The sequence below is a fragment of the Nocardia sp. JCM 34519.1 genome (assembly GCF_020361265.1).
Taxonomy (GTDB): domain Bacteria; phylum Actinomycetota; class Actinomycetes; order Mycobacteriales; family Mycobacteriaceae; genus Nocardia; species Nocardia arthritidis_A.
Window position 1 is genome coordinate 844,685 of the sequence record NZ_JAIRBR010000001.1, and the last position, 17,660, is coordinate 862,344.

Genomic DNA, 17,660 nt, shown 5'->3' on the forward strand with positions numbered 1-17,660 from the left:
TCCTCATGCCAGAGGCCGTCATCGTTTCGACCGCGCGTTCCCCGATCGGCCGTGCCGCAAAAGGTTCCCTGGTGAGCATTCGGCCCGACGATCTCACGGTGCAGATGGTGCGCGCCGCGCTGGACAAGGTACCCGCGCTCGACCCCACCCAGATCGATGACCTGATCCTCGGCTGCGGTTCGCCCGCAGGCGAATCCGGCTTCAATATCGGCCGCGTGGTCGCGGTCCAGTTGGGTTACGACTTCGTGCCCGGCACCACCGTGCACCGCTACTGCGCCTCCTCGCTGCAGTCCACCAGGATGGCGTTCCACGCGATCAAGGCGGGCGAGGGCGACGTATTCATCTCGGCCGGTGTGGAAACCGTGTCCCGCTACCAGTTCGGCAGTGCCGACAGCTGGCCCAACACCAAGAACCCGCTGTTCGCCGACGCCGAGGCGCGCACCGCGACCGCGGCGCAGGGCGGCGGCCCGCAGTGGCACGACCCGCGCGAGGACGGGATCATGCCCGATATCTACATCGCCATGGGCCAGACCGCGGAGAACGTCGCCCAGTTCACCGGCATCAGCCGCAAGGAACAGGACGAGTGGGGTGTGCGCTCGCAGAACCGCGCCGAGGAGGCGATCAAGGCGGGCTTCTTCGAGCGTGAGATCACCCCGGTGACGCTGCCCGACGGCACCGTCGTCTCGACCGACGACGGCCCGCGCCCCGGCACGACCTACGAGAAGGTCGCGCAGCTCAAGCCGGTGTTCCGGCCCGACGGCACGGTCACCGCAGGCAATGCGTGTCCGTTGAACGACGGCGCCGCCGCGCTCGTCATCATGAGCGACACCAAGGCCAAGGAACTCGGCCTCACCCCGCTGGCCCGCATCGTCTCCACCGGCGTCTCCGGGCTGTCCCCGGAGATCATGGGTCTCGGCCCGATCGAGGCGTCGCGGCGCGCGCTCGCGTTGGCGGGCAAGACGATCGACGATATCGACCTCTACGAGATCAACGAGGCCTTCGCGGTGCAGGTGCTCGGCTCGGCCCGTGAGCTGAAGATGGATCTGGACAAGCTGAACGTCTCGGGCGGCGCCATCGCGCTCGGCCACCCGTTCGGCATGACCGGCGCCCGCATCACCACCACCCTGATCAACAACCTGCAGACCCACGACAAGCAGTTCGGTCTGGAAACCATGTGCGTCGGCGGCGGCCAGGGCATGGCGATGGTCATCGAGCGGCTCAGCTGAGTCGTTCCGAGTCGCGTTGGCGGCACCATGGCCGCCAACGCATTTCGGCCCCGGTCAACCGAAATCCTCGACAGTACTGAACTTTTGGTTATACGTCGGCGCGGTTGAGCACCCGGAACACGAAACCGGCCGCGGCCGCGCCCAGTAGCTCGACGATCAGGTACAGCAGCGTCGACGGGCCGAAGATCCCCATCGTTATACCACCCAGAAGTACCGCGGGATTGAAGGCGGCCCCGGAGATTCCGCCGACGGCGATGGCGCCGGCGGCCACGGTGAAGCCGATGGCCAGCCCGTAGAACGAGTTGTTCGGGTGGGCGGCGCTGGTGGCCACATTCAGCACGACGTATGCGAGGGCGAAGGTGAACAGGAGCTCGGCGACCAGCGCGTCGGCCAGCTGTGCACCCGACGGGCTCAGCGAATGACTTTGCGCGGCACCGATGATCATGCGGACAACGGCCGCTGCCAGCAGCCCGGCCACCACCTGCACGATCCAATAGCCAACTGCCACAAGGGGTCCGATCCGGCCGCGAACCAGGGCCGCCAGGGTCACCGCCGGATTGTAGTGTGCGCCGGAGATGTGGCCGCCCGCGTAGACCATCACCATCAGCACCGCGCCGATCGCCAACGGCGCCAATGAATTCCCGCTGTGCACCGCCGCTCCGACGGTGAAGACGAGAAAGAACGTTCCGATCCCTTCGACGATCAGCTTGCGCGCCGTATCCCGATCGAGTGCGTCGATGGCCTTACGCGGAGCCGTCGAGGTCGAGGTAGTCATTGTTCGGTCTCCAATTTCCAACTGTACTTCCGGAGCTGGGCGCCGGATTCGGTCCGGCGGTGCCTACCCGCAGTTCCCATTCGCGCCGGGACGCGGCGACGCCGTCGTGCCTGCGCAGCCGCGCGTCCGGATCGAGGCAGATCTCCTCGCAGTAGTCCGAAACGTCGCGGGTGAGGTTCGGCAAGGCATGCCCGCACACCCAGAACGCACCGGAGGCGGTGTCGTACGCGATCGGGAATCGGCAAGTGCCCACCTGAGAATCGAGCGGTCGATCATTCATATGCTGACTCCTCGTTTCCCCGCCCGACCGGACCGCCGAGCGAGCTCCGGGGCCAACCACAACGAATTCCGATGCCGCATAACCGAATCGGTCAGGCAGGCGAAATTCCGACCAGCCCGATAGGGGCAGGCAACACGTCGCGATGAACGCTTCGCCGGATGGGCGACCGTGTCCGCCGTCATCACTGATCCATCCACCGATAATGATCCGCACACAGGTTCGGCCGGGTAGGTCGATGAACCCCTGCTGCCATTTGAAACGTATTGCCCGCCAGCTCGGTTCAACCAGGAGCAAGCCTCGCGAACAGCGAAATCTTCACTGCCCCTCGGTGTCGTTGGCGGCCAAGCGCTCCCGCCATTGGTCCATGGCGTTCTGGAAGGCTTGGCTGACGAGGTCGAGGAGTTCGGCGGAGGTTTGGAAGCGGGTGCCCGCGGGGGTGGTGGCGCCGAGAATGCCTGCGGCGCGGCGGGATGCGGCGGCCAGGGCGTTGTTCATCTGTAGGCCGGCGAGCAGGCTGCGCAGCCAGATCTCGTCGTCGATGACGTAGCGTTCGCGGCGCTGGCCGGGGGGTCGTTCGCGGTTCAGCATTCCCTGTTGTTCGAGGAAGGCGATGGCGTTGGAGACCGAGGCGGGGCTTACGCGCAGGCGTTCGACCAGTTCGGCGGCGGTGAGCGCGCCGGAGTCGGTGAGGTAGAGGCAGGTCAGCACCCGGGCCTCCATGCGGGGCAACCCCTGTTGCACCAGTAGGTCGGTGAAGGATTCGGCGAATTCCCGCACCGCGTGCGGGTCGCGACCGTAGTTGTCCTCCGCGATCGGCGGCGCGGGCGGGCGGGGTTGTTTCTGTCGGCGGGCGCGGTCGCGGGTGGCGCGGTGCGCACCGTCGGCCCGGTAGCCATCGGGTCCACCGTTGCGGGTGACCTCTCGCATGATCGTCGAGGCCGGGCGCTCGAGGCGGCGCCCGATTTCGGCGTACCCGAGCCCCTCGGCCAACCCGGCCGCGATATCCCGGCGATCCTGCTCGGTGAGCCTGCCTCCGGGCATCGGCACCCGCCTCCTCTCCAACCAGCCCTGATGGCCGCGATCCGCAGCCAAGTATGCATTCAGCGTTAGCTCATTGCAAAGCAAAGCCCTCTAGCATCTTTGCATTCACTGTCATAATCATTGCAAAGCTACCTATTTGACGCCTTCTAACTGGGAAATTGCATCGATCTCTCTGTTGACGGTTCTCTAAACGCAATGTATTGTCGTAGACGTTCAGCGATTGCCGAACGGTTAGAGACAAGGAGAGATCAGATGAGCAAGACAGTGACTTCGAACCCGGCGACCGCGGCGTGGACCGGCATGGTGCCGGTCGAGGACACCGCGCTCGCGGTGACCGACACCGGCGGCACGGGTCGCCCCGTCATCTACCTGAACGGTTGCTACGCCGATCAAAAACATTGGCGGCCCGTGGTAGCCGAACTCGGCTCCGAATACCGGCACATCACCTACGACGAGCGCGCCCGCGGCAAGTCGAAGCAGTCGGCGGACTACTCGTTCGCGGGATGCCTGCGCGATATCGACGCCGTCCTCGCGGCGCGGGGCGTCGAGCGGCCGATCCTGGTCGGCTGGTCGTACGGCGCGACGCTCGCGGCGCACTGGGCCGAACAGAACCCGGACCGCGTCGCCGGCGTGGTGGCGGTCGACGGCGCAATGCCCTACGGCCTGACCGGCGAGGAGGGTCAGGAGCGTATCCGGAAACTGTTCCACCGCATGCGTTTTCTGCTGCCGGTGGTGCGCCCGCTCGGTTTGGCCGCGCGGATGAATGCCGCCGAGCACGCCGAAGTCAATATCGAGATCAACGAACTCGCCGCCGCGATGGCACCGATCCTCCAGCAGGTGACCTGCCCGCTGCGCTATGTCCTCGCCACCGGCTCCAACCTCGGCGGCGGCGCGGAGGAGATGGAAGCGGCGCGGGCCTCACTCGATCCGGTGCTCGCGGCCAATCCGAATCTGAAGGTCAGCGCGAAGGTCGCGAGCAACCATTCGCACATCCTGCGCAAGGACTTCCGCGCCGTCGCGGCGGCCGTACGCGAGACGGCGGCGGCATCGAGCCGGTAAACCACCCAATCCAACTGCACTACAACAGATTTCGAGGAGCACAGCCATGACCATCAACCTCACCGACCAGGACAAGCGCACCCTGCGCACCGCCGCGTACGGCGCCATCTCGCTGCTGGCCGCGGCCAGCGCCAAACCCCACCGGATCGCCACGGACGGCACCATCGCCCTGACCTCCGCCACCGGCCTGGTCGGGCGGGTGCTCGCCGAGAAGTCGACGGGCGTCGACCTGAAAGGCAGGTCGGTAGCCGAACTCGCCGACCAGGTGCTGCCCGCCCTGACGGCGTCGATGAGCCTGCTCGGGAAGCAGGCTCCGGCGGAGGCCGAGAACTTCCGCGGCACCGTCGCCGTCGCCATCGAGGCCGCCCAGCTGCACCAGGGCGCGCCCAGCCCAACCATGGTCGAGATGGCCAGGAAGATCACCGCGGCCATCGATGCCGCATGACCGGATGCCGACGCCCGAATGCCGCGTGTTACGGGGTCCACACCGGACCCCGTAACACGCTCTGCAGCAAGGGAAACCCTTCGGCTAATAAGTGTTGCTACCTACCAGTAGTCGGTGTTACGTTTTACCGGTAGTCAGCAACACTTACTAGCAGCGCAAATGTGAACGGGCGAAAGCCATGACGAAGAACAACACCTCCTCGACCGATGCGAAATGGACCGGCATGGTGCCGGTCGACGACACGGCCCTGGCCGTCACCGACACCGGCGGTCCCGGCATCCCCGTGCTATACCTCAACGGCCACATGGCATCTCAGCGAAACTGGCAGCGGGTCATCGCCGAGTTGGGGCCGCAGTGGCGGCACATCACCTACGACATGCGGGCCCGCGGTAGGTCGAAGACTTCGGCGGACTATTCGTTCGAGACGAACGTCGCAGACGTCGACACCGTTCTCGCGGCCAGGGGTGTGCGGCGGGCGCTGGTGGTCGGCTGGTCGTATGGTGCGTTCGTCGCGGCACATTGGGCCAGCCGCAATCCCGACCGCGCCGTCGGCGCGGTCCTGGTCGAGGGCGCGCAACCGTACGACTGGATCGATCAGATCGATATCGAGCAGATGCGAAAGCTGTGGCGGCGGTTGAGCTTTCTCATGGTGCTGCTGCGCCCGACGGGACTGGCCCCTCGGATGACCGCCGAGCAGATGGCCGAAAGCAATATCGAGGTCGGCATGATCGCCCGCGAGCGCGAGCTGGGCCCCGTACTGGACAACATCACCGTCCCGGCCCGGTACGTGAACGCTTCGAGGAGTTGGCTCGGATTCAAAGACGATGGGCGGCAGGCGATCCGCGCCAGCCTCGGCGCGGTGGCCGCCCGTAACCCGAACATCCGGATCAGCGCGACGGTCGCCAGCACCCACGGTTCGATCCTGCGCAAGGACTTCCGCGCCGTCGCCGACGCCGTACGCGAGGTCGGCGCCCTCGAGCACTGAGCAAACCGTGCGGACCATGACACCTGCACTCCCCCAAGACATCTCATGCAATTCAGAGGAAGTATCACCGTGCCCAGATTCGCCCCGGCCACCGCGATCGCCGCCGCCTTGATCACCGCCGCCGTCGGTATCGGCGCGGCCACCGCACCGGCCGCATCCGCCGAACCGGCGCCGATCGGCTACACCGCGACCACCGACGCCGAATCCGCCACCATCACCGTCGATTCCGGCACGCTATCCGTCGCGGACGGCGCGTTCACCATCAAGGCGCCCGACGGCACTGTGCTCGCCGGAACCGAATTATCCTTTCGCATAGACGATTTCATTTTTCCGATCGCGGCCGAAATATCCGGCGACACCGCCGTCCTCACCCCGCAGCTGGATCCGGCGAAGGCACTGTACAAGCCGGTCGCCCTGCCATACGAGGACCAGGCCGGATGGCGCACCCCCTACGACCGGGAGCAGGCGGCCTGGGCCCGCATGGCCAGCACCATCGGCCTCGGTGTCAGCGTCGGCGCCCTGGTCGGCGGGATCGGCGGTGCGGCGGTCGGCTGCGCGCTCGGCGCGATCGCGGCGGGCACCGTCGCCGCCGCCACCCTTGTCGGACTGTTCGGCCCATTCCTCCCGGCCGCGGCCGTCGGCTGCCTCGGCGGCGTCGCCGCGATCGGCGCACTGGGCACGGTAGCGGGCCAGCTGTTCATCACCGCACCGATAGCCATCGCCGCCGCCGCACAGTACTTCATCACCATCAACCAGCCATTCGATCCCGCGAGATAGCGCGACGAATGTCGTCGGCTCTCGATGGGTGTCAAGATGCCGCAAGGAATCCGAGGTCGAGCGGTATGCCGACGCTAAGGTGAACGTTGCGGACGTTACGTGGGGTGTAATGGCCTCGGGCGGTCCGGGACCCGCACTACTGGAAGCTTTCGGCAACGAGGGACCATCCCTAGGAGACCTGAGCGATGAGCGCGGCATATGCCGGGGTACCGAGCTACACCCACACCGCTATCTGGATCGGCAGCGGCATCTTCCTGATAGTCCTGGTGGCCCTGGTGATCTGGGTGGTGATCACCGGTCGCCGAGGCCGGTAAACCGAATTCAGCCGCGGCCGAGCTGAATCGCCTTGACCACCAACAGGATCGCACCGACGACCAGGTAGCCGCGCAAGGCCAGCATGCCGAGTTTCGTTCCGGCCGACCAGGTCACGGGCTCCAGCAGGGTCAGCGGCGGCATTCGCCAGCGGTTCTTCTCGGCCTCGTCGACCTTCGGGGCCGGTGGCGGCGCGGGCGAACGACGTTGCAGGTAACGCAGTATCGCGACGGTCACCACCGCGAGCGCCACCAGCGCCACCGCTAGATATTCGGCGGTGCGCACCACGTCCAGATCCGGGAAAAGCGTGGTGGCCATGAGGATTCCGGACAGCAGGAGCAGCGCGCCGACGATCACCCCGGCCACCACGTTCAGCCAGGTCCGGTTCACCCACGGCCCGAGGACCTGCGGGTCGTTGCAGAGCAGCAGCAGGAAGACGCTCGCGCTCGGCAGCAGCAGCCCGGCCAACGCCTGCACGGCCGTGGTGATCAAACCGAGTGGCGCGCCCGGAATCAGCACGATCACCGCGGCGACGATCACCATGGCGGTATAGGACAGGTAGAACTGCTTGGCGTCGCGGAAGCCGCGGTGCAGCGAGTGTTTGATGCCGAAGACGTCACCGAAGGCGTAGCTGGTGGCCAGGGTGACGGCGGCGGCGCCGATGATCGACGCGTCCAGCAGCACGATGGCGAATATCGAGCCGAGCGCCCGGTGCGCATCGCCGAGTAGATGCGCGATATCGCCCGCGTCCACGTATTTTCCGACCGTGCCGGTGGCGTTGGCCGCGTAGTCGGCGGTCATCAGGATCGCGGCGGCGCCGATCACGACGACGAAGGCGCCCAGCGCGGTGTCGGCTCGCTCGTAGCCGATGAACCGCGGGGTGATGCGCTTGTCGACGATATTGGACTGCTGGAAGAACAGCTGCCACGGCGCGACGGTGGTGCCGACCATGGCGATGATCAGCAGCACGGCATCGGAGGTGACCTCGCCCGAAATACTCGGCACCACGAAATCCTTTGCGGCGCGGCCCCAGTCGGGATGCGAGAGCAGCAGCATCGGGATCTGCAGCAGGGTGACGGCGATGAATACGAACATCGCCCGCTCCCAGCGCCGGAAGCTGCCGGTGGCCATGATGACCACCAGAACCACCGCGGCGAGGGGCACCACGACGTACCGGGAAATACCGAAATACGCTGCGGCCAGGCTTATTCCGATGAATTCGGTGACGATGGTGAGGAAGTTCAGCACGAACAGATCGCCGACGGAGAACCAGCCCCAACCGCGCCCGAAGCGTTCGTTGATGAGCCGGGCATGTCCGACACCGGTGACCGCGCCGAGCCGAACCACCATTTCCTGATTGACGATCAGCACCGGAATCAGCAACAACAGCACCCACAGCAGGCTGTAACCGTAGTTCTGCCCGGCCTCGGCATAGATCGCGACACCACCGGCGTCGTTGTCGCCAACCATGACGATGAGGCCGGGGCCCACGATGGCCAGCAGCGTGAGCAGTCGGGTGCGGAAGGTGCGCGGATGCTCGGTGTCGGTGAGCCTGATCTTGCCGAGGGCGCCTTCGATATCGCCCAGATGCGCCGAATCCAGCACCGCGGAACCATGTTTCGCCAAGGTCACGCGGATCGCAGATTCCGGTGCCGTGGAACGACTTTCGGGTGTATTCGTCACGGCTGCGTCACGCCGTCCTGCTCGGGGCCCTCGCGCACCGGCCGAGGCGCGGGCTCACGCCGCCGCCAATCCTCGGGGATGACCTCCTCCAGCACGTCGTCGACGGTGACGACGCCGAGTACCAGATCCGCCTCGTCGACGACGGGCACCAGGTAGAGGTTGTAATCGGCCATCAGCAGCGCGATATCGGTGATGTCGGCCTCCGCCGCGACGCGCACCGGATCGCTGTCCATGATGTCGGCGACCCGGGCCGCCGGGTCCGCCTGCAACAGCGTGATCGCCGAGACCATGCCCGTCAACCGGCCCTCGTCGAGCACATGCATCTTCAGCAACGCCTCCGGTTGCAGGCCGCGCGCCGCCGAGATCACCGATAAAGCCTGTGCCACAGTGGAATCCAACGGACACGAGACGAAATCGACGTTCATCAACCCACCGGCGCTGTCGGGATTGAAACCCATCAGGGTGATGACCTTGGTCCGCTGCCCGGCCGGCATCAGCTCCAGCACCCGGCGGCGGCGCGACTGACGCAGCTCCATGATCGAATCGGCCGCATCGTCGGCGCGCATGCGCCCGAGCAGGGCCGCGACCTCGTCATCGGGCATATCGTTCAGCAACCGGCTCGACTCGTCGGAATCCAGTTCCTCGAAGACATCGGCCTCCAGTTCCGGATCGCCGTGCACCTGATCGAGAATTTCGCCGCGCTCGCGCTTATCGGCATCCTCCAGCAGGTCGGCGATTTGGGCGGGTTTGAGCCCACGCAACCGGGCGCTGATACCGCGCGCGGTCAGCGATTGGCTGTGGCCGATGAGCGGTTCGAACGACTTCCAATCCCGGGACGCGTGCCCGCCCGCGGATTTGAGCAGTCCGAACAGGCGGGCCGGACGGCGGGTGTCCAGGCGGGCCACCACCCAGCCGCCGTCGGTCTCGTCGAGCTCGACATCGTAGGCGCGCACCAGTTCCGCGGCGGCGACATCGATCAGCCGGTGGCCGAGGATATCCGCCTTCAGCAGCACCTCACCCTCCCGGCGTTCGAACGAACGTAGGTCGATCTTGTTGACCGCCAGCATGATTCGATCGACGCCGAACTCGCCGATATGTTTCGGCGAGACGAAGACGTCGCGCCCGCCGACGCCGACGACCACACCGGTGATCGGCGGATACGCGCCGCCGCCGGACAGTCGCACGATCAAATCGTCGACGCGGCCGATGGATTCCCCGGAACCGGCCACCACCGGAGTCTTGAGTACCTGCGAAAGATGAATTGTCGCAGCCGATTCCGGCAACAATCGCGATGCCGACTCACTCATGCGCGCTCCTGTCTCGGCGTCACCGGCAAACGGCGACTACGGCCACCATGCACCCTGACCAGTGCTATCACACGAACGATGTCTCAACAGCGGATTTCGGACAGGAGAACGAAACCGCGAGCCGTCAACCGGATCGTGCGGAAACCCGATCGGCGATGCTCCTGACCGCGCACACCACGACTCGATAGACGAGTACCGCGGGCACGATCACCAGCACCACCATCCGCAACGCCACCAGCACGACGGTGACGGTCAGGTAGGCGAAACCCAGACCGTCCGGCGAACCGAACCCGTGTCGTTCCGACAGCACCGTCAAGGCTGGATGCAGGGCGAGATACAACGCGACCGGGATCAGCGGGACGCGGATGAGCCGCCATCCGGCGAGCAGCCACGGTTTCATCGTGCCAGCTCCGGTCCCGAGGTCAGGAATGCGAGCAGTAGCGCATTGCCGATCGCTCCCCCGGTCGCGAAGCGCAGACGGGTCCCGCTCCGCAGTGGCAGACCGGCGAGGTCGACGGTGCGAAACAGGCGGGTGAACACGTCGCGGTGGCCGAAGGCGCGGGCCGGGGCGAGCGCGAAACCGGTTGCCGAGACCGATATTCCGAGTATCACGGGACCACTGTCGATATCCCCCGCGCCGTCGGAACCCGCACCGTACTCGTGTATCGCGCTGAAGCCGAGGATATTTCGCTCCTGACCGAACAGCCCGTTCGCCAACTTCTCGGCGAGCGCCCGATCCGCGAAACCGGCGAAGTAGGCCGCCAGCCCGGTGCCGGAGGCGCGCGGAGCGTCGTGCGCGCGGCCGTCGACACCCATGCGCTGCAACACCAGCCCGGTGTCCCGATCGATCTGCACCGCACGCACCTGCCGCGCCCAGTGCGCGAGCACCGCGGTGTGGTCGACGCCGGTCGCACGTCCATGCACCGCGATCGCGGCTGCCACGGCCGCCACATCGGTGGGATAGGCCTCGCCCGGGAAGGTGTCGATCAGCGCGGTCGGCGAGGCGAGCAACCGCCGCTGGTAGGCGGCGATCAGCGCGTCGTGCCGGACCGCGAGGTCGGGCGGGAACGCCGGATCGACCAGGCGCGCCATCCCGAGCGCGAGCGCGGGATAGGAGAGGTAGGCGTGTCCGTGCGGACTGTCCGGATCCGCCAACCCGTCCTCGCCGTGCCAGGCCGCCGTGAACTCGGCCCGCATCTGCGGCAGCAGACTCTTGGCCGCCGCGCGAGTCACCATGGGGGCGTAGCGTTCTCGCCACTCGGGGTGGTCGAGACACACTTGGGCCAGTCCGAGCGCCGTCATCTGGTGCGCGAGCAGCCCCCACATACCCGCGACCGCATCGCCCGAGCCGTTGGCCTGCTGATCGTCGTCGGCGGCCTCGAAGGCCACCAATTCCTCGGCGAGCCCGCGCACCCGCGCCGGATCCCCGCGAAACCACGCGTCCGCGTCGCGACCGCACCACCAGCTCGGCAGTAATGCCGCGACCGACGCCGCGACCACGATGCCGAGTACGACCGTGAGACGAAACCTGCGACGCACCGGACCGGTCGAACTCCCCATGATCCGAACGTACCGTTCGCGGCGGTACGGCGAGTTCCATAGCTACTCATAATGATTCGATCAGGCCCGATCGGTCGAATATGCCTTGCGCCGAGATCCTCCCGGGGAGAGGCTGGTGCAATGTCATCCTATGAATCCATCCGTCGGGTCGTCACCGGCCACGACAGCACGGGTAAGGCCATCGTGGTCGCCGATGAGCAGGTGCCATCCGTCGCACCACCGGAATTCGGTGGGCGATGGGCGGTTTGGGCGGCCGACGCCCTCGTGTCCCTGCCGAACGACGGCGCCGCACCGGAGGCGAGCGACGTGCAGGTCCCGCCGCCGGGCGGCATCAGAGTGCTGAAGCTGGCCTTTCCGCCGAAATACAATCCGGACGCATTGCTCGAAACGACCGACCTCCTCGATCCGGAAACCCTGACCCGGGCCGGATTCCTCGCCGACCCCAACCCGCCCGGCAGCTACGGCTCACTGCCCGGCGTCGCGGGCATGCATGCCACCGCGACCGTCGACTGTGTGCTGCAGCTATCCGGCGAATCCGTATTCATCTTGGAGGACAACGAGGTTCGTCTGAAGCCTGGCGACTGGCTGGTGATCAACGGCGTTGTGCACAGCTGGCGCAACGACGGCGACGAACCGGCGGTACTCATGGGCATCATGATCGGCGCGGAGCACAGCGGTATCCCCAAGCGTTAGCTTGGACTCGTTGGCGGACAACGATTTCAGCCGACGGCGCCGCCATACCAGGTGGGCAGCGGGCGCGCCCCGATGGCGACCTGGTGGGCGGCCGCGGCGAGCAGGCGAGTGGAATCCAGTGTGGGCAAAGGTGATACGTCCGGCGTCACCAAAAGCGGGATCTCGGTACAAACCAGCGCGACGGCGTCGCAGCCGATACCGCGCAGGCGATTGATGATTTCGAGGTAGCGCTGCCGGGATTCGTCCGTGAACACCCCCTCGCACAGTTCGCCGAAGATGATGTCGTCGATGAGGCGGCGCTCGTCGGGGTCCGGGATCTCGGCATCGATTCCCTTGGCCGCCAAGACCCGTGGGTAGATCGGACCGGTCATCGTGTACTTCGTACCTAATACCCCGACCCGCCGATATCCTTGCGCCGCCGCCTTTTCCGCGACGATCTCGGCGATGTGCAGACCGGGCAGGGCAAGGTCTTCACCATCGGATTCCAGCGCCATATGCGCGGTATTGTCGGGGCAGACGAAGAATTCGGCGCCCGCGCGGGCCAGGCGATCCGCGCTGGTGGCCAAGATCTTTCGGATCACGCCGTACTCGCCCGCCTCCCATGCGGGCATGCTGCGGCCCATCGCGATGCAATCCAAGGTCACATCGGCGTGCTCGTGGGCGCCGAGATCGCGGGCGCCCTCCTGCGCCAGCGTCCGCAGGCAGAGCGACGCGCCTTCGACACTGTGCGCCAAGATCCCGACATGCCTCATCGTTCGATGTCGATCCATGCCGTCCATTTTCGGTGAAGACGATTCATCCTGAACCATTTCGACGAGACCGGCCAGTATCTTCGGCATTTGCTCAGACCGGATCCGGCAGGTGGATCGCGGCCAATTTGGCCGGGTCGATAACGATGTGGATGGCGGTGATCCGGCCTTCGGCGACGGTGAAGGCGATGACGGAGCGGGGAGTTCCGTCGGGACGCCACGACATGTGGCCGGGCAGACCGTTGACCAGCACCGGCCGGTAGCGGGCGACCTCGCCGGAGAATGTCCGAGCGCCCGCGGCGACCTCGGTGGCGCCGAGCACGACCACCACGCCGTCGGGCGTGTCGACGGTCAGCTTCACATTCGGGTCGAGCACGCGCAGCAGCGCTTCGAAGTCGCCGCCGAGGGCGGCGGTGTGGAAGGCCCGCACCACCTCTCGGCGCACACGGCCCGCCGGCCGGTCCGTGGCTCGGACCTTGCCGCGCGCCCGGCTGGCGATCATCTTGGCGGCATCGGCGGATTTGCCCAGGATCTGGCCGATTTCCCGGAACGATACCGCGAATATGTCGTGCAGGACGAACGCAAGGCGCTCGCTCGGAGTGAGCGAATCGAGTACGACGAGCAGGGCGAGGCCGACCGAATCGGCCAGCCCCACTTGCTCTTCCGGCGTCGGGTCGTCATCGGGGACCACCGAAAGCCCTTGCTCGTATGGCGTTTCGGGGTGCGCCTGGCGGGAACGCAACAGGTCCAGGCTGATTCGGCCGACCACGGTGGTCAGCCAGCCCGTCAGGTTGTCGATGGCCGCCGCATCCTGACCGATCAGACGCATCCATGCCTCCTGAACCACGTCCTCGGCGTCGGCGTGCGAGCCCAGCACCCGGTACGCGACGGCGCACAGCCGGGCGCGCTGGGCCTCGAATGCCGCGGTGACGCGGTCCGATGGGTCGGCGGTCGGCATTCCGTATCTCCATTCGTCGGCGCGACGACGCACTCGGCCGCCACACCTATGACGAATGCCGACGGAGAAAGGTAACAAGACCGCCGCTGCCGATCCCGGAAAACCGCCCCGCCGAACCACTTCCGGCTGCCACCATCTGGAATCGACCGCCTACCATCGGGAGCGACCATGCCGGTAGACCCCACCGATCCGGACACCTTCGAAGACGAACCGGAACTCGACATCGAAACGCCGGAAGCCGACGCCGCCGAACAACACGCGGACCTCGCACCGCACGAGGACGACTCGCTTACGTCGACCGATCCCGACGCCGCCGACGAAACCGATCGCGCGGAGCAGGCGCGGGTCGTCGAGATCGACGAGGACGACTACCGCTGATCCGCCTCGGATCGAGTTCGAGTTCGCCCCCTCCCACGGCCTGTTCTGCGCTCAGCCTCGACGTCTGATTCCGACGTTGAGGCTGGAGCTCGACTCAGGAGGGGTTGAAGACCCCGAAACCGCTGATGGTGTCACCGAACCAGCAAGTCTCGCTTTGCGTGTAGATGGTTCCGGGCCCCGATCCCGAGGCGATTGGGGTGGTGCCACCGCCGCCGCGTGGGCAGTCGATCTCGACCTGGTACTTGACGTACTCGCCGGCGGCTGCGGTGCACCAGCCCCAGTAGGTGCTGCCGCTGCCGCCGTTCGAGTAGCCGGCATTGACTCCCTCGTTGCAGAACACCCTGGTCTCCGCGTGGGCCACACCGGCGGGGATTACCGCCGTCCCCGCCGCCAGAGCCGCGGAAAGGGCTGCGATCAGGACGGGACGTGTCAGGAAACTGTGCATCGAAGTAATCCTCCGATCGATATGAAGATATCCGGACCACAGCCGGCCGGTTACCCATTGTTTATTACATAGTCGGTTATCTCGTGTGATGGGCAATCGAATGCGTTGGTATAGACGGTTCCGTTACCGCTTCCGCTGGCCCAGTTACTCCACCAGCCCTGATCGCCGTATGCGCAATCCATGGAAATCTGGTAATCGACATAGCCGCCGTTGGGATGGCACCAGCCCCAGAACCACTCTCCGCTGCCGCCGTTGGAGAACCCGGCATTCTGACCCTTGACACATTGGGTGTTTGGCGTACGCGGGGGTGCGGGAACCGCGATGATCCCGGCCGCCGCCAGGAGTGCGAATACTACCGCATTCGCTTTACGTCGGTGCATTCGAATTATTTCTTTACTTCGGTGTATTTGCATTATTTTCTCCAGGCGCTGGATTATCGGGAACGTATCCCCGGTCGACCGGGCCAGGCTGCCGCAGGTTGTCGGCAGCGCCCGCCGGTGGCGGCGACGTCGTCACAGCCGGGGCGGGCCTATTTGTGTTGCGATTGGACAGTGTGCTGCCAGGGATTGATCTGCAAGCCAGCGAGCGGCAATCCGACCAACCCACGGATACGACACGTGACATTGCAGCCCACGCGGCTGTCATCCAATTGATCGGCATTGATCGATGACGCCACCGATCAATTGGACAAACGGGGGATTTACAGGGCTATTATGGGCGAACCCGTGGGAGGTATCGCCTTATGGGCGCCGTGGGGCGACCGGAACGACCTCTTGATCCATCCGAAGGGCCAAGAGAGAACTTTGCCTATCAGCTTCGCCGGTTACGAAAATCGGCAGGCGAGCCGAAATATCGTGCGATGGCCCAGCTCGGTCATTATTCGGCGAACACTTTCTCAGAGGCCGCAGGTGGCAAAAAGTTCCCATCGTGGGAAGTAACCAGAGCATTCGTCGCCGCTTGCCACGGAGATGAACGAGAATGGCGCGAACGTTGGAATGCGTGCAGGCAAGCACTCCAGCAGCGCGGTACGGATCCGCGCAGTGACGCACGACCAGCAATGTCACGCGGCGAGCACGTGTCCGGCGCCGGGCGCTGGTCATGGCTACGGTGGCCGGCAGTCGGATCTGCCGCGATCGTGATGGCAATTCTGCTCGTGCTCGACCACAGACCGAGCGCCGTATTGCACTCGACCTTCATCGGTCAGGCGGATTTCGTCGCCTACTGCCAGGCGCAGAGCTACACGACAGCATCCCTGACCGGGCACACCGCGTACGACTGGAAATGCACCGGACCGCAAGAGCGCAGCGAGCCGATCAGCGCGGTGCGCGCCTGTCGCTGGCAGTACCACAGCGCGACCGCCACCGGCCGATACGACGACATCAATATCCCCAGTTCTTGGCAGTGCTGGGATCACGTCGACATCCTCGGCCGGGTCGACCTGGATGCGTATTGCCGCGCGCAAGGCTTCGTCCGGGCCACCCTGGATGGGCAGACTGTGGACACCTGGAGTTGCTTGGCCCCGGACGGCTCGCACAGCCGGATCGACCCCGACTCGGCCTGTCGCTGGCGATACGGCACCAAAGTGCTGATTGCGAATCCGGGGGTATACGACGAACCTTGGGATCGCTGGGATTGCTGGACCTGACGAGCTCCGAATTCTAATTGATAAGAAGTAGTTTCAATTATGAATGGTCGGGCGTATCGTTTCGATCATGACGAAACAGAGTTCGGTAATCCGGGCGATGATGCGGACTTCTACGGCAGTCCATCGGTTCGTCTTCTCGGCGAGCAAGGGCAAACTTCTGGGCCCGAATCGCTTCGGCGGTATGCCGGTGCTGATGCTGACCACGACCGGGCGAAAAAGCGGTAAAAAACGAACGACGATGCTCACCGCACCCGTTCAGGAAAACGGAACGTTCGTCGTCGTCGCCTCCGGAGGCGGCAGCGACAGCGCCCCGGCCTGGTTGCTGAACCTGCGAGACAACCCGATGGTCGAGGTCAGCGAGGGCGGCGACGCCCGGCCCATGCGGGCTCGCATCGCCTCCGCGCAGGAACGAAAGGAGCTGTGGCCCAAGGTGGTTGCCGGCTACCAGGGATACGAGGAATACCAGAAGAAGACCGACCGCGAAATCCCGCTGGTACTCCTCGAACCCGTGTGACAACCCGCCTACGATTGTCGCGTGGGGCAGGGTGATCGGATACATCTCAGTTCGTCCTTCGGCACCGCGGCGGCAGCGTATGCCGAGAACCGCCCGGACTACGCGCGGGCCGCGGTGTCGTGGGCGTTGGAGCACGCACCCGGTCCGCGAGTGCTCGACCTCGGTGCCGGAACCGGCAAGCTGACCGCGACACTGCTCGCATTGGGCGCGAATGTCATTGCGGTCGAGCCGGATTCGGCGATGCTCAGTGAGCTGCGCCGCGCACTGCCCGAGGTTCGGGCCATGCGGGGTAGCGCCGAGGCGATCTCGCTGCCGGACGCATCGGTCGATGCCGTGGTAGCGGGCAACGCCATGCACTGGTTCGACATGGACGTGGCCGGACCCGAGATCGCCAGGGTCCTCACACCGGGCGGCATCCTCGCCGGCCTGTGGAACGTCATGGACGACAGCGTCGACTGGGTCGCCGAGCTCGCACAAGTCGGCGGCGCCGCAGCCATCGGCCCACGCGACCTGCCCACCAGCTGGCGCACCGCGACCGCCGACATGCACCTCCCGAGAACCGGCGCGCCAACCCGATTCGACTCCCCGGAGCAAGCCGAATTCCCGCACGGCCAGCGCCGCACCGCCGATACCCTCGTCGCAACCCTCGCGACAAGAGCCGGAATCCTGGTCATGCCCCCACCCGAACAACAGGCAACCCTGACCCGAATCCGCACCTTCCTCACAAGCTGCCCGGAAACCGCCACCGGCGAATTCACCCTCCCCATGCTGACGGCCGTACTGCGCCTCCGGCGATTACCGGACGCGTAATCCGTTTGGGCGCAATAG

General features: G+C 65.8%; 21 protein-coding genes and 1 pseudogene. 12 read left to right on the plus strand and 10 right to left on the minus strand.

The features are described 5' to 3' along the window. Positions 1-5 precede the first annotated feature (5 nt). Positions 6-1,226 carry an acetyl-CoA C-acetyltransferase gene (locus LGY53_RS04065; RefSeq protein WP_225725258.1) on the plus strand — a complete coding sequence of 407 codons (1,221 nt, stop codon included), beginning with the start codon at positions 6-8 and terminating at the stop codon, positions 1,224-1,226. 88 nt (positions 1,227-1,314) lie between these two features. Here LGY53_RS04065 and LGY53_RS04070 read toward each other — a convergent pair whose 3' ends face one another. The 3 genes from LGY53_RS04070 to LGY53_RS04080 form a co-directional block, all read right to left on the minus strand. Next, a complete protein-coding gene (locus LGY53_RS04070; RefSeq protein ID WP_225725259.1) occupies positions 1,315-2,001 on the minus strand; it encodes an MIP/aquaporin family protein in 687 nt (228 codons plus the stop codon). Next, complete coding sequence (locus tag LGY53_RS04075; RefSeq protein WP_225725260.1) at positions 1,970-2,281, minus strand: hypothetical protein; 312 nt, start codon at positions 2,279-2,281, stop codon at positions 1,970-1,972. Before LGY53_RS04075 ends, LGY53_RS04070 begins: the two co-directional genes overlap by 32 nt. Before the next feature lie 315 nt (positions 2,282-2,596). Then, positions 2,597-3,322, minus strand: coding sequence for a helix-turn-helix domain-containing protein (locus tag LGY53_RS04080; RefSeq protein ID WP_225725684.1), 726 nt, complete (start codon positions 3,320-3,322; stop codon positions 2,597-2,599). 252 nt (positions 3,323-3,574) lie between these two features. Here LGY53_RS04080 and LGY53_RS04085 point away from each other — a divergent pair, with 252 nt between their 5' ends. From LGY53_RS04085 to LGY53_RS43470, 5 genes are all read left to right on the plus strand, one after another. Next, entirely contained in the window at positions 3,575-4,381 is an 807-nt protein-coding gene (locus LGY53_RS04085) for an alpha/beta fold hydrolase (protein ID WP_225725261.1), read from the plus strand. Positions 4,382-4,427: 46 nt separating this feature from the next. Next, positions 4,428-4,826, plus strand: coding sequence for a hypothetical protein (locus tag LGY53_RS04090; protein WP_225725262.1), 399 nt, complete (start codon positions 4,428-4,430; stop codon positions 4,824-4,826). Between the two features lie 178 nt (positions 4,827-5,004). Then, positions 5,005-5,811 (plus strand): alpha/beta fold hydrolase, encoded by an 807-nt coding sequence (locus LGY53_RS04095; RefSeq protein WP_225725263.1) that lies wholly within the window; start codon positions 5,005-5,007, stop codon positions 5,809-5,811. Positions 5,812-5,880: 69 nt separating this feature from the next. Then, complete coding sequence (locus tag LGY53_RS04100) at positions 5,881-6,588, plus strand: hypothetical protein (RefSeq protein WP_225725264.1); 708 nt, start codon at positions 5,881-5,883, stop codon at positions 6,586-6,588. Between the two features lie 185 nt (positions 6,589-6,773). Beyond that, complete coding sequence (locus tag LGY53_RS43470) at positions 6,774-6,902, plus strand: hypothetical protein (protein WP_255663521.1); 129 nt, start codon at positions 6,774-6,776, stop codon at positions 6,900-6,902. A gap of 7 nt (positions 6,903-6,909) precedes the next feature. On the opposite strand, the gene LGY53_RS04105 is transcribed toward LGY53_RS43470, so the two are convergent. The 4 genes from LGY53_RS04105 to LGY53_RS04120 all read right to left on the minus strand — a co-directional run bounded on the left by LGY53_RS04105 (position 6,910) and on the right by LGY53_RS04120 (position 11,450). Next, the gene (locus LGY53_RS04105; protein ID WP_225725265.1) at positions 6,910-8,532 is read right to left on the minus strand and encodes an Nramp family divalent metal transporter; all 1,623 of its coding nucleotides are present in this window, start codon (positions 8,530-8,532) and stop codon (positions 6,910-6,912) included. A gap of 47 nt (positions 8,533-8,579) precedes the next feature. Next, the gene (locus LGY53_RS04110; RefSeq protein ID WP_225725266.1) at positions 8,580-9,890 is read right to left on the minus strand and encodes a magnesium transporter MgtE N-terminal domain-containing protein; all 1,311 of its coding nucleotides are present in this window, start codon (positions 9,888-9,890) and stop codon (positions 8,580-8,582) included. A 124-nt stretch (positions 9,891-10,014) separates the two neighbouring features. After that, positions 10,015-10,290, minus strand: coding sequence for a hypothetical protein (locus LGY53_RS04115; protein WP_225725267.1), 276 nt, complete (start codon positions 10,288-10,290; stop codon positions 10,015-10,017). Continuing rightward, positions 10,287-11,450, minus strand: coding sequence for a hypothetical protein (locus LGY53_RS04120; protein ID WP_225725268.1), 1,164 nt, complete (start codon positions 11,448-11,450; stop codon positions 10,287-10,289). Before LGY53_RS04120 ends, LGY53_RS04115 begins: the two co-directional genes overlap by 4 nt. A gap of 120 nt (positions 11,451-11,570) precedes the next feature. On the opposite strand from LGY53_RS04120, the gene LGY53_RS04125 reads away from it, so the two are divergent. Next, positions 11,571-12,143, plus strand: a complete 573-nt coding sequence (locus tag LGY53_RS04125) for a cupin domain-containing protein (protein WP_225725269.1) — start codon at positions 11,571-11,573, stop codon at positions 12,141-12,143. A 26-nt stretch (positions 12,144-12,169) separates the two neighbouring features. On the opposite strand, the gene LGY53_RS04130 is transcribed toward LGY53_RS04125, so the two are convergent. Together LGY53_RS04130 and LGY53_RS04135 are read right to left on the minus strand one after the other, a co-directional pair. After that, positions 12,170-12,913: an aspartate/glutamate racemase family protein gene (locus LGY53_RS04130; RefSeq protein WP_225725270.1), complete on the minus strand. Its 744-nt coding sequence runs from the start codon at positions 12,911-12,913 to the stop codon at positions 12,170-12,172. A gap of 73 nt (positions 12,914-12,986) precedes the next feature. Next, entirely contained in the window at positions 12,987-13,850 is an 864-nt protein-coding gene (locus tag LGY53_RS04135) for a sigma-70 family RNA polymerase sigma factor (protein WP_225725271.1), read from the minus strand. 168 nt (positions 13,851-14,018) lie between these two features. Between LGY53_RS04135 and LGY53_RS04140 the strand changes: the two genes are divergently transcribed. Beyond that, entirely contained in the window at positions 14,019-14,228 is a 210-nt protein-coding gene (locus LGY53_RS04140; RefSeq protein ID WP_225725272.1) for a hypothetical protein, read from the plus strand. Positions 14,229-14,322: 94 nt separating this feature from the next. Here the strand turns inward: LGY53_RS04140 and LGY53_RS04145 are convergent, their stop codons facing one another. Beyond that, the gene (locus LGY53_RS04145) at positions 14,323-14,673 is read right to left on the minus strand and encodes a hypothetical protein (protein ID WP_225725273.1); all 351 of its coding nucleotides are present in this window, start codon (positions 14,671-14,673) and stop codon (positions 14,323-14,325) included. A 742-nt stretch (positions 14,674-15,415) separates the two neighbouring features. Between LGY53_RS04145 and LGY53_RS44355 the strand changes: the two are divergent. The 4 genes and pseudogenes from LGY53_RS44355 to LGY53_RS04160 all read left to right on the plus strand — a co-directional run. Then, positions 15,416-15,649 (plus strand): annotated as a pseudogene (locus LGY53_RS44355) (helix-turn-helix domain-containing protein); the annotation flags it as partial. Positions 15,650-15,811: 162 nt separating this feature from the next. Next, on the plus strand, positions 15,812-16,318 hold the full coding sequence (locus tag LGY53_RS04150; RefSeq protein ID WP_225725274.1) for a hypothetical protein: 507 nt from the start codon (positions 15,812-15,814) through the stop codon (positions 16,316-16,318). A gap of 67 nt (positions 16,319-16,385) precedes the next feature. Further along, a complete protein-coding gene (locus LGY53_RS04155; RefSeq protein WP_225725275.1) occupies positions 16,386-16,832 on the plus strand; it encodes a nitroreductase/quinone reductase family protein in 447 nt (148 codons plus the stop codon). 21 nt (positions 16,833-16,853) lie between these two features. Beyond that, positions 16,854-17,642, plus strand: a complete 789-nt coding sequence (locus LGY53_RS04160) for a class I SAM-dependent methyltransferase (protein WP_225725276.1) — start codon at positions 16,854-16,856, stop codon at positions 17,640-17,642. The last annotated feature ends 18 nt before the right edge of the window (positions 17,643-17,660 follow it).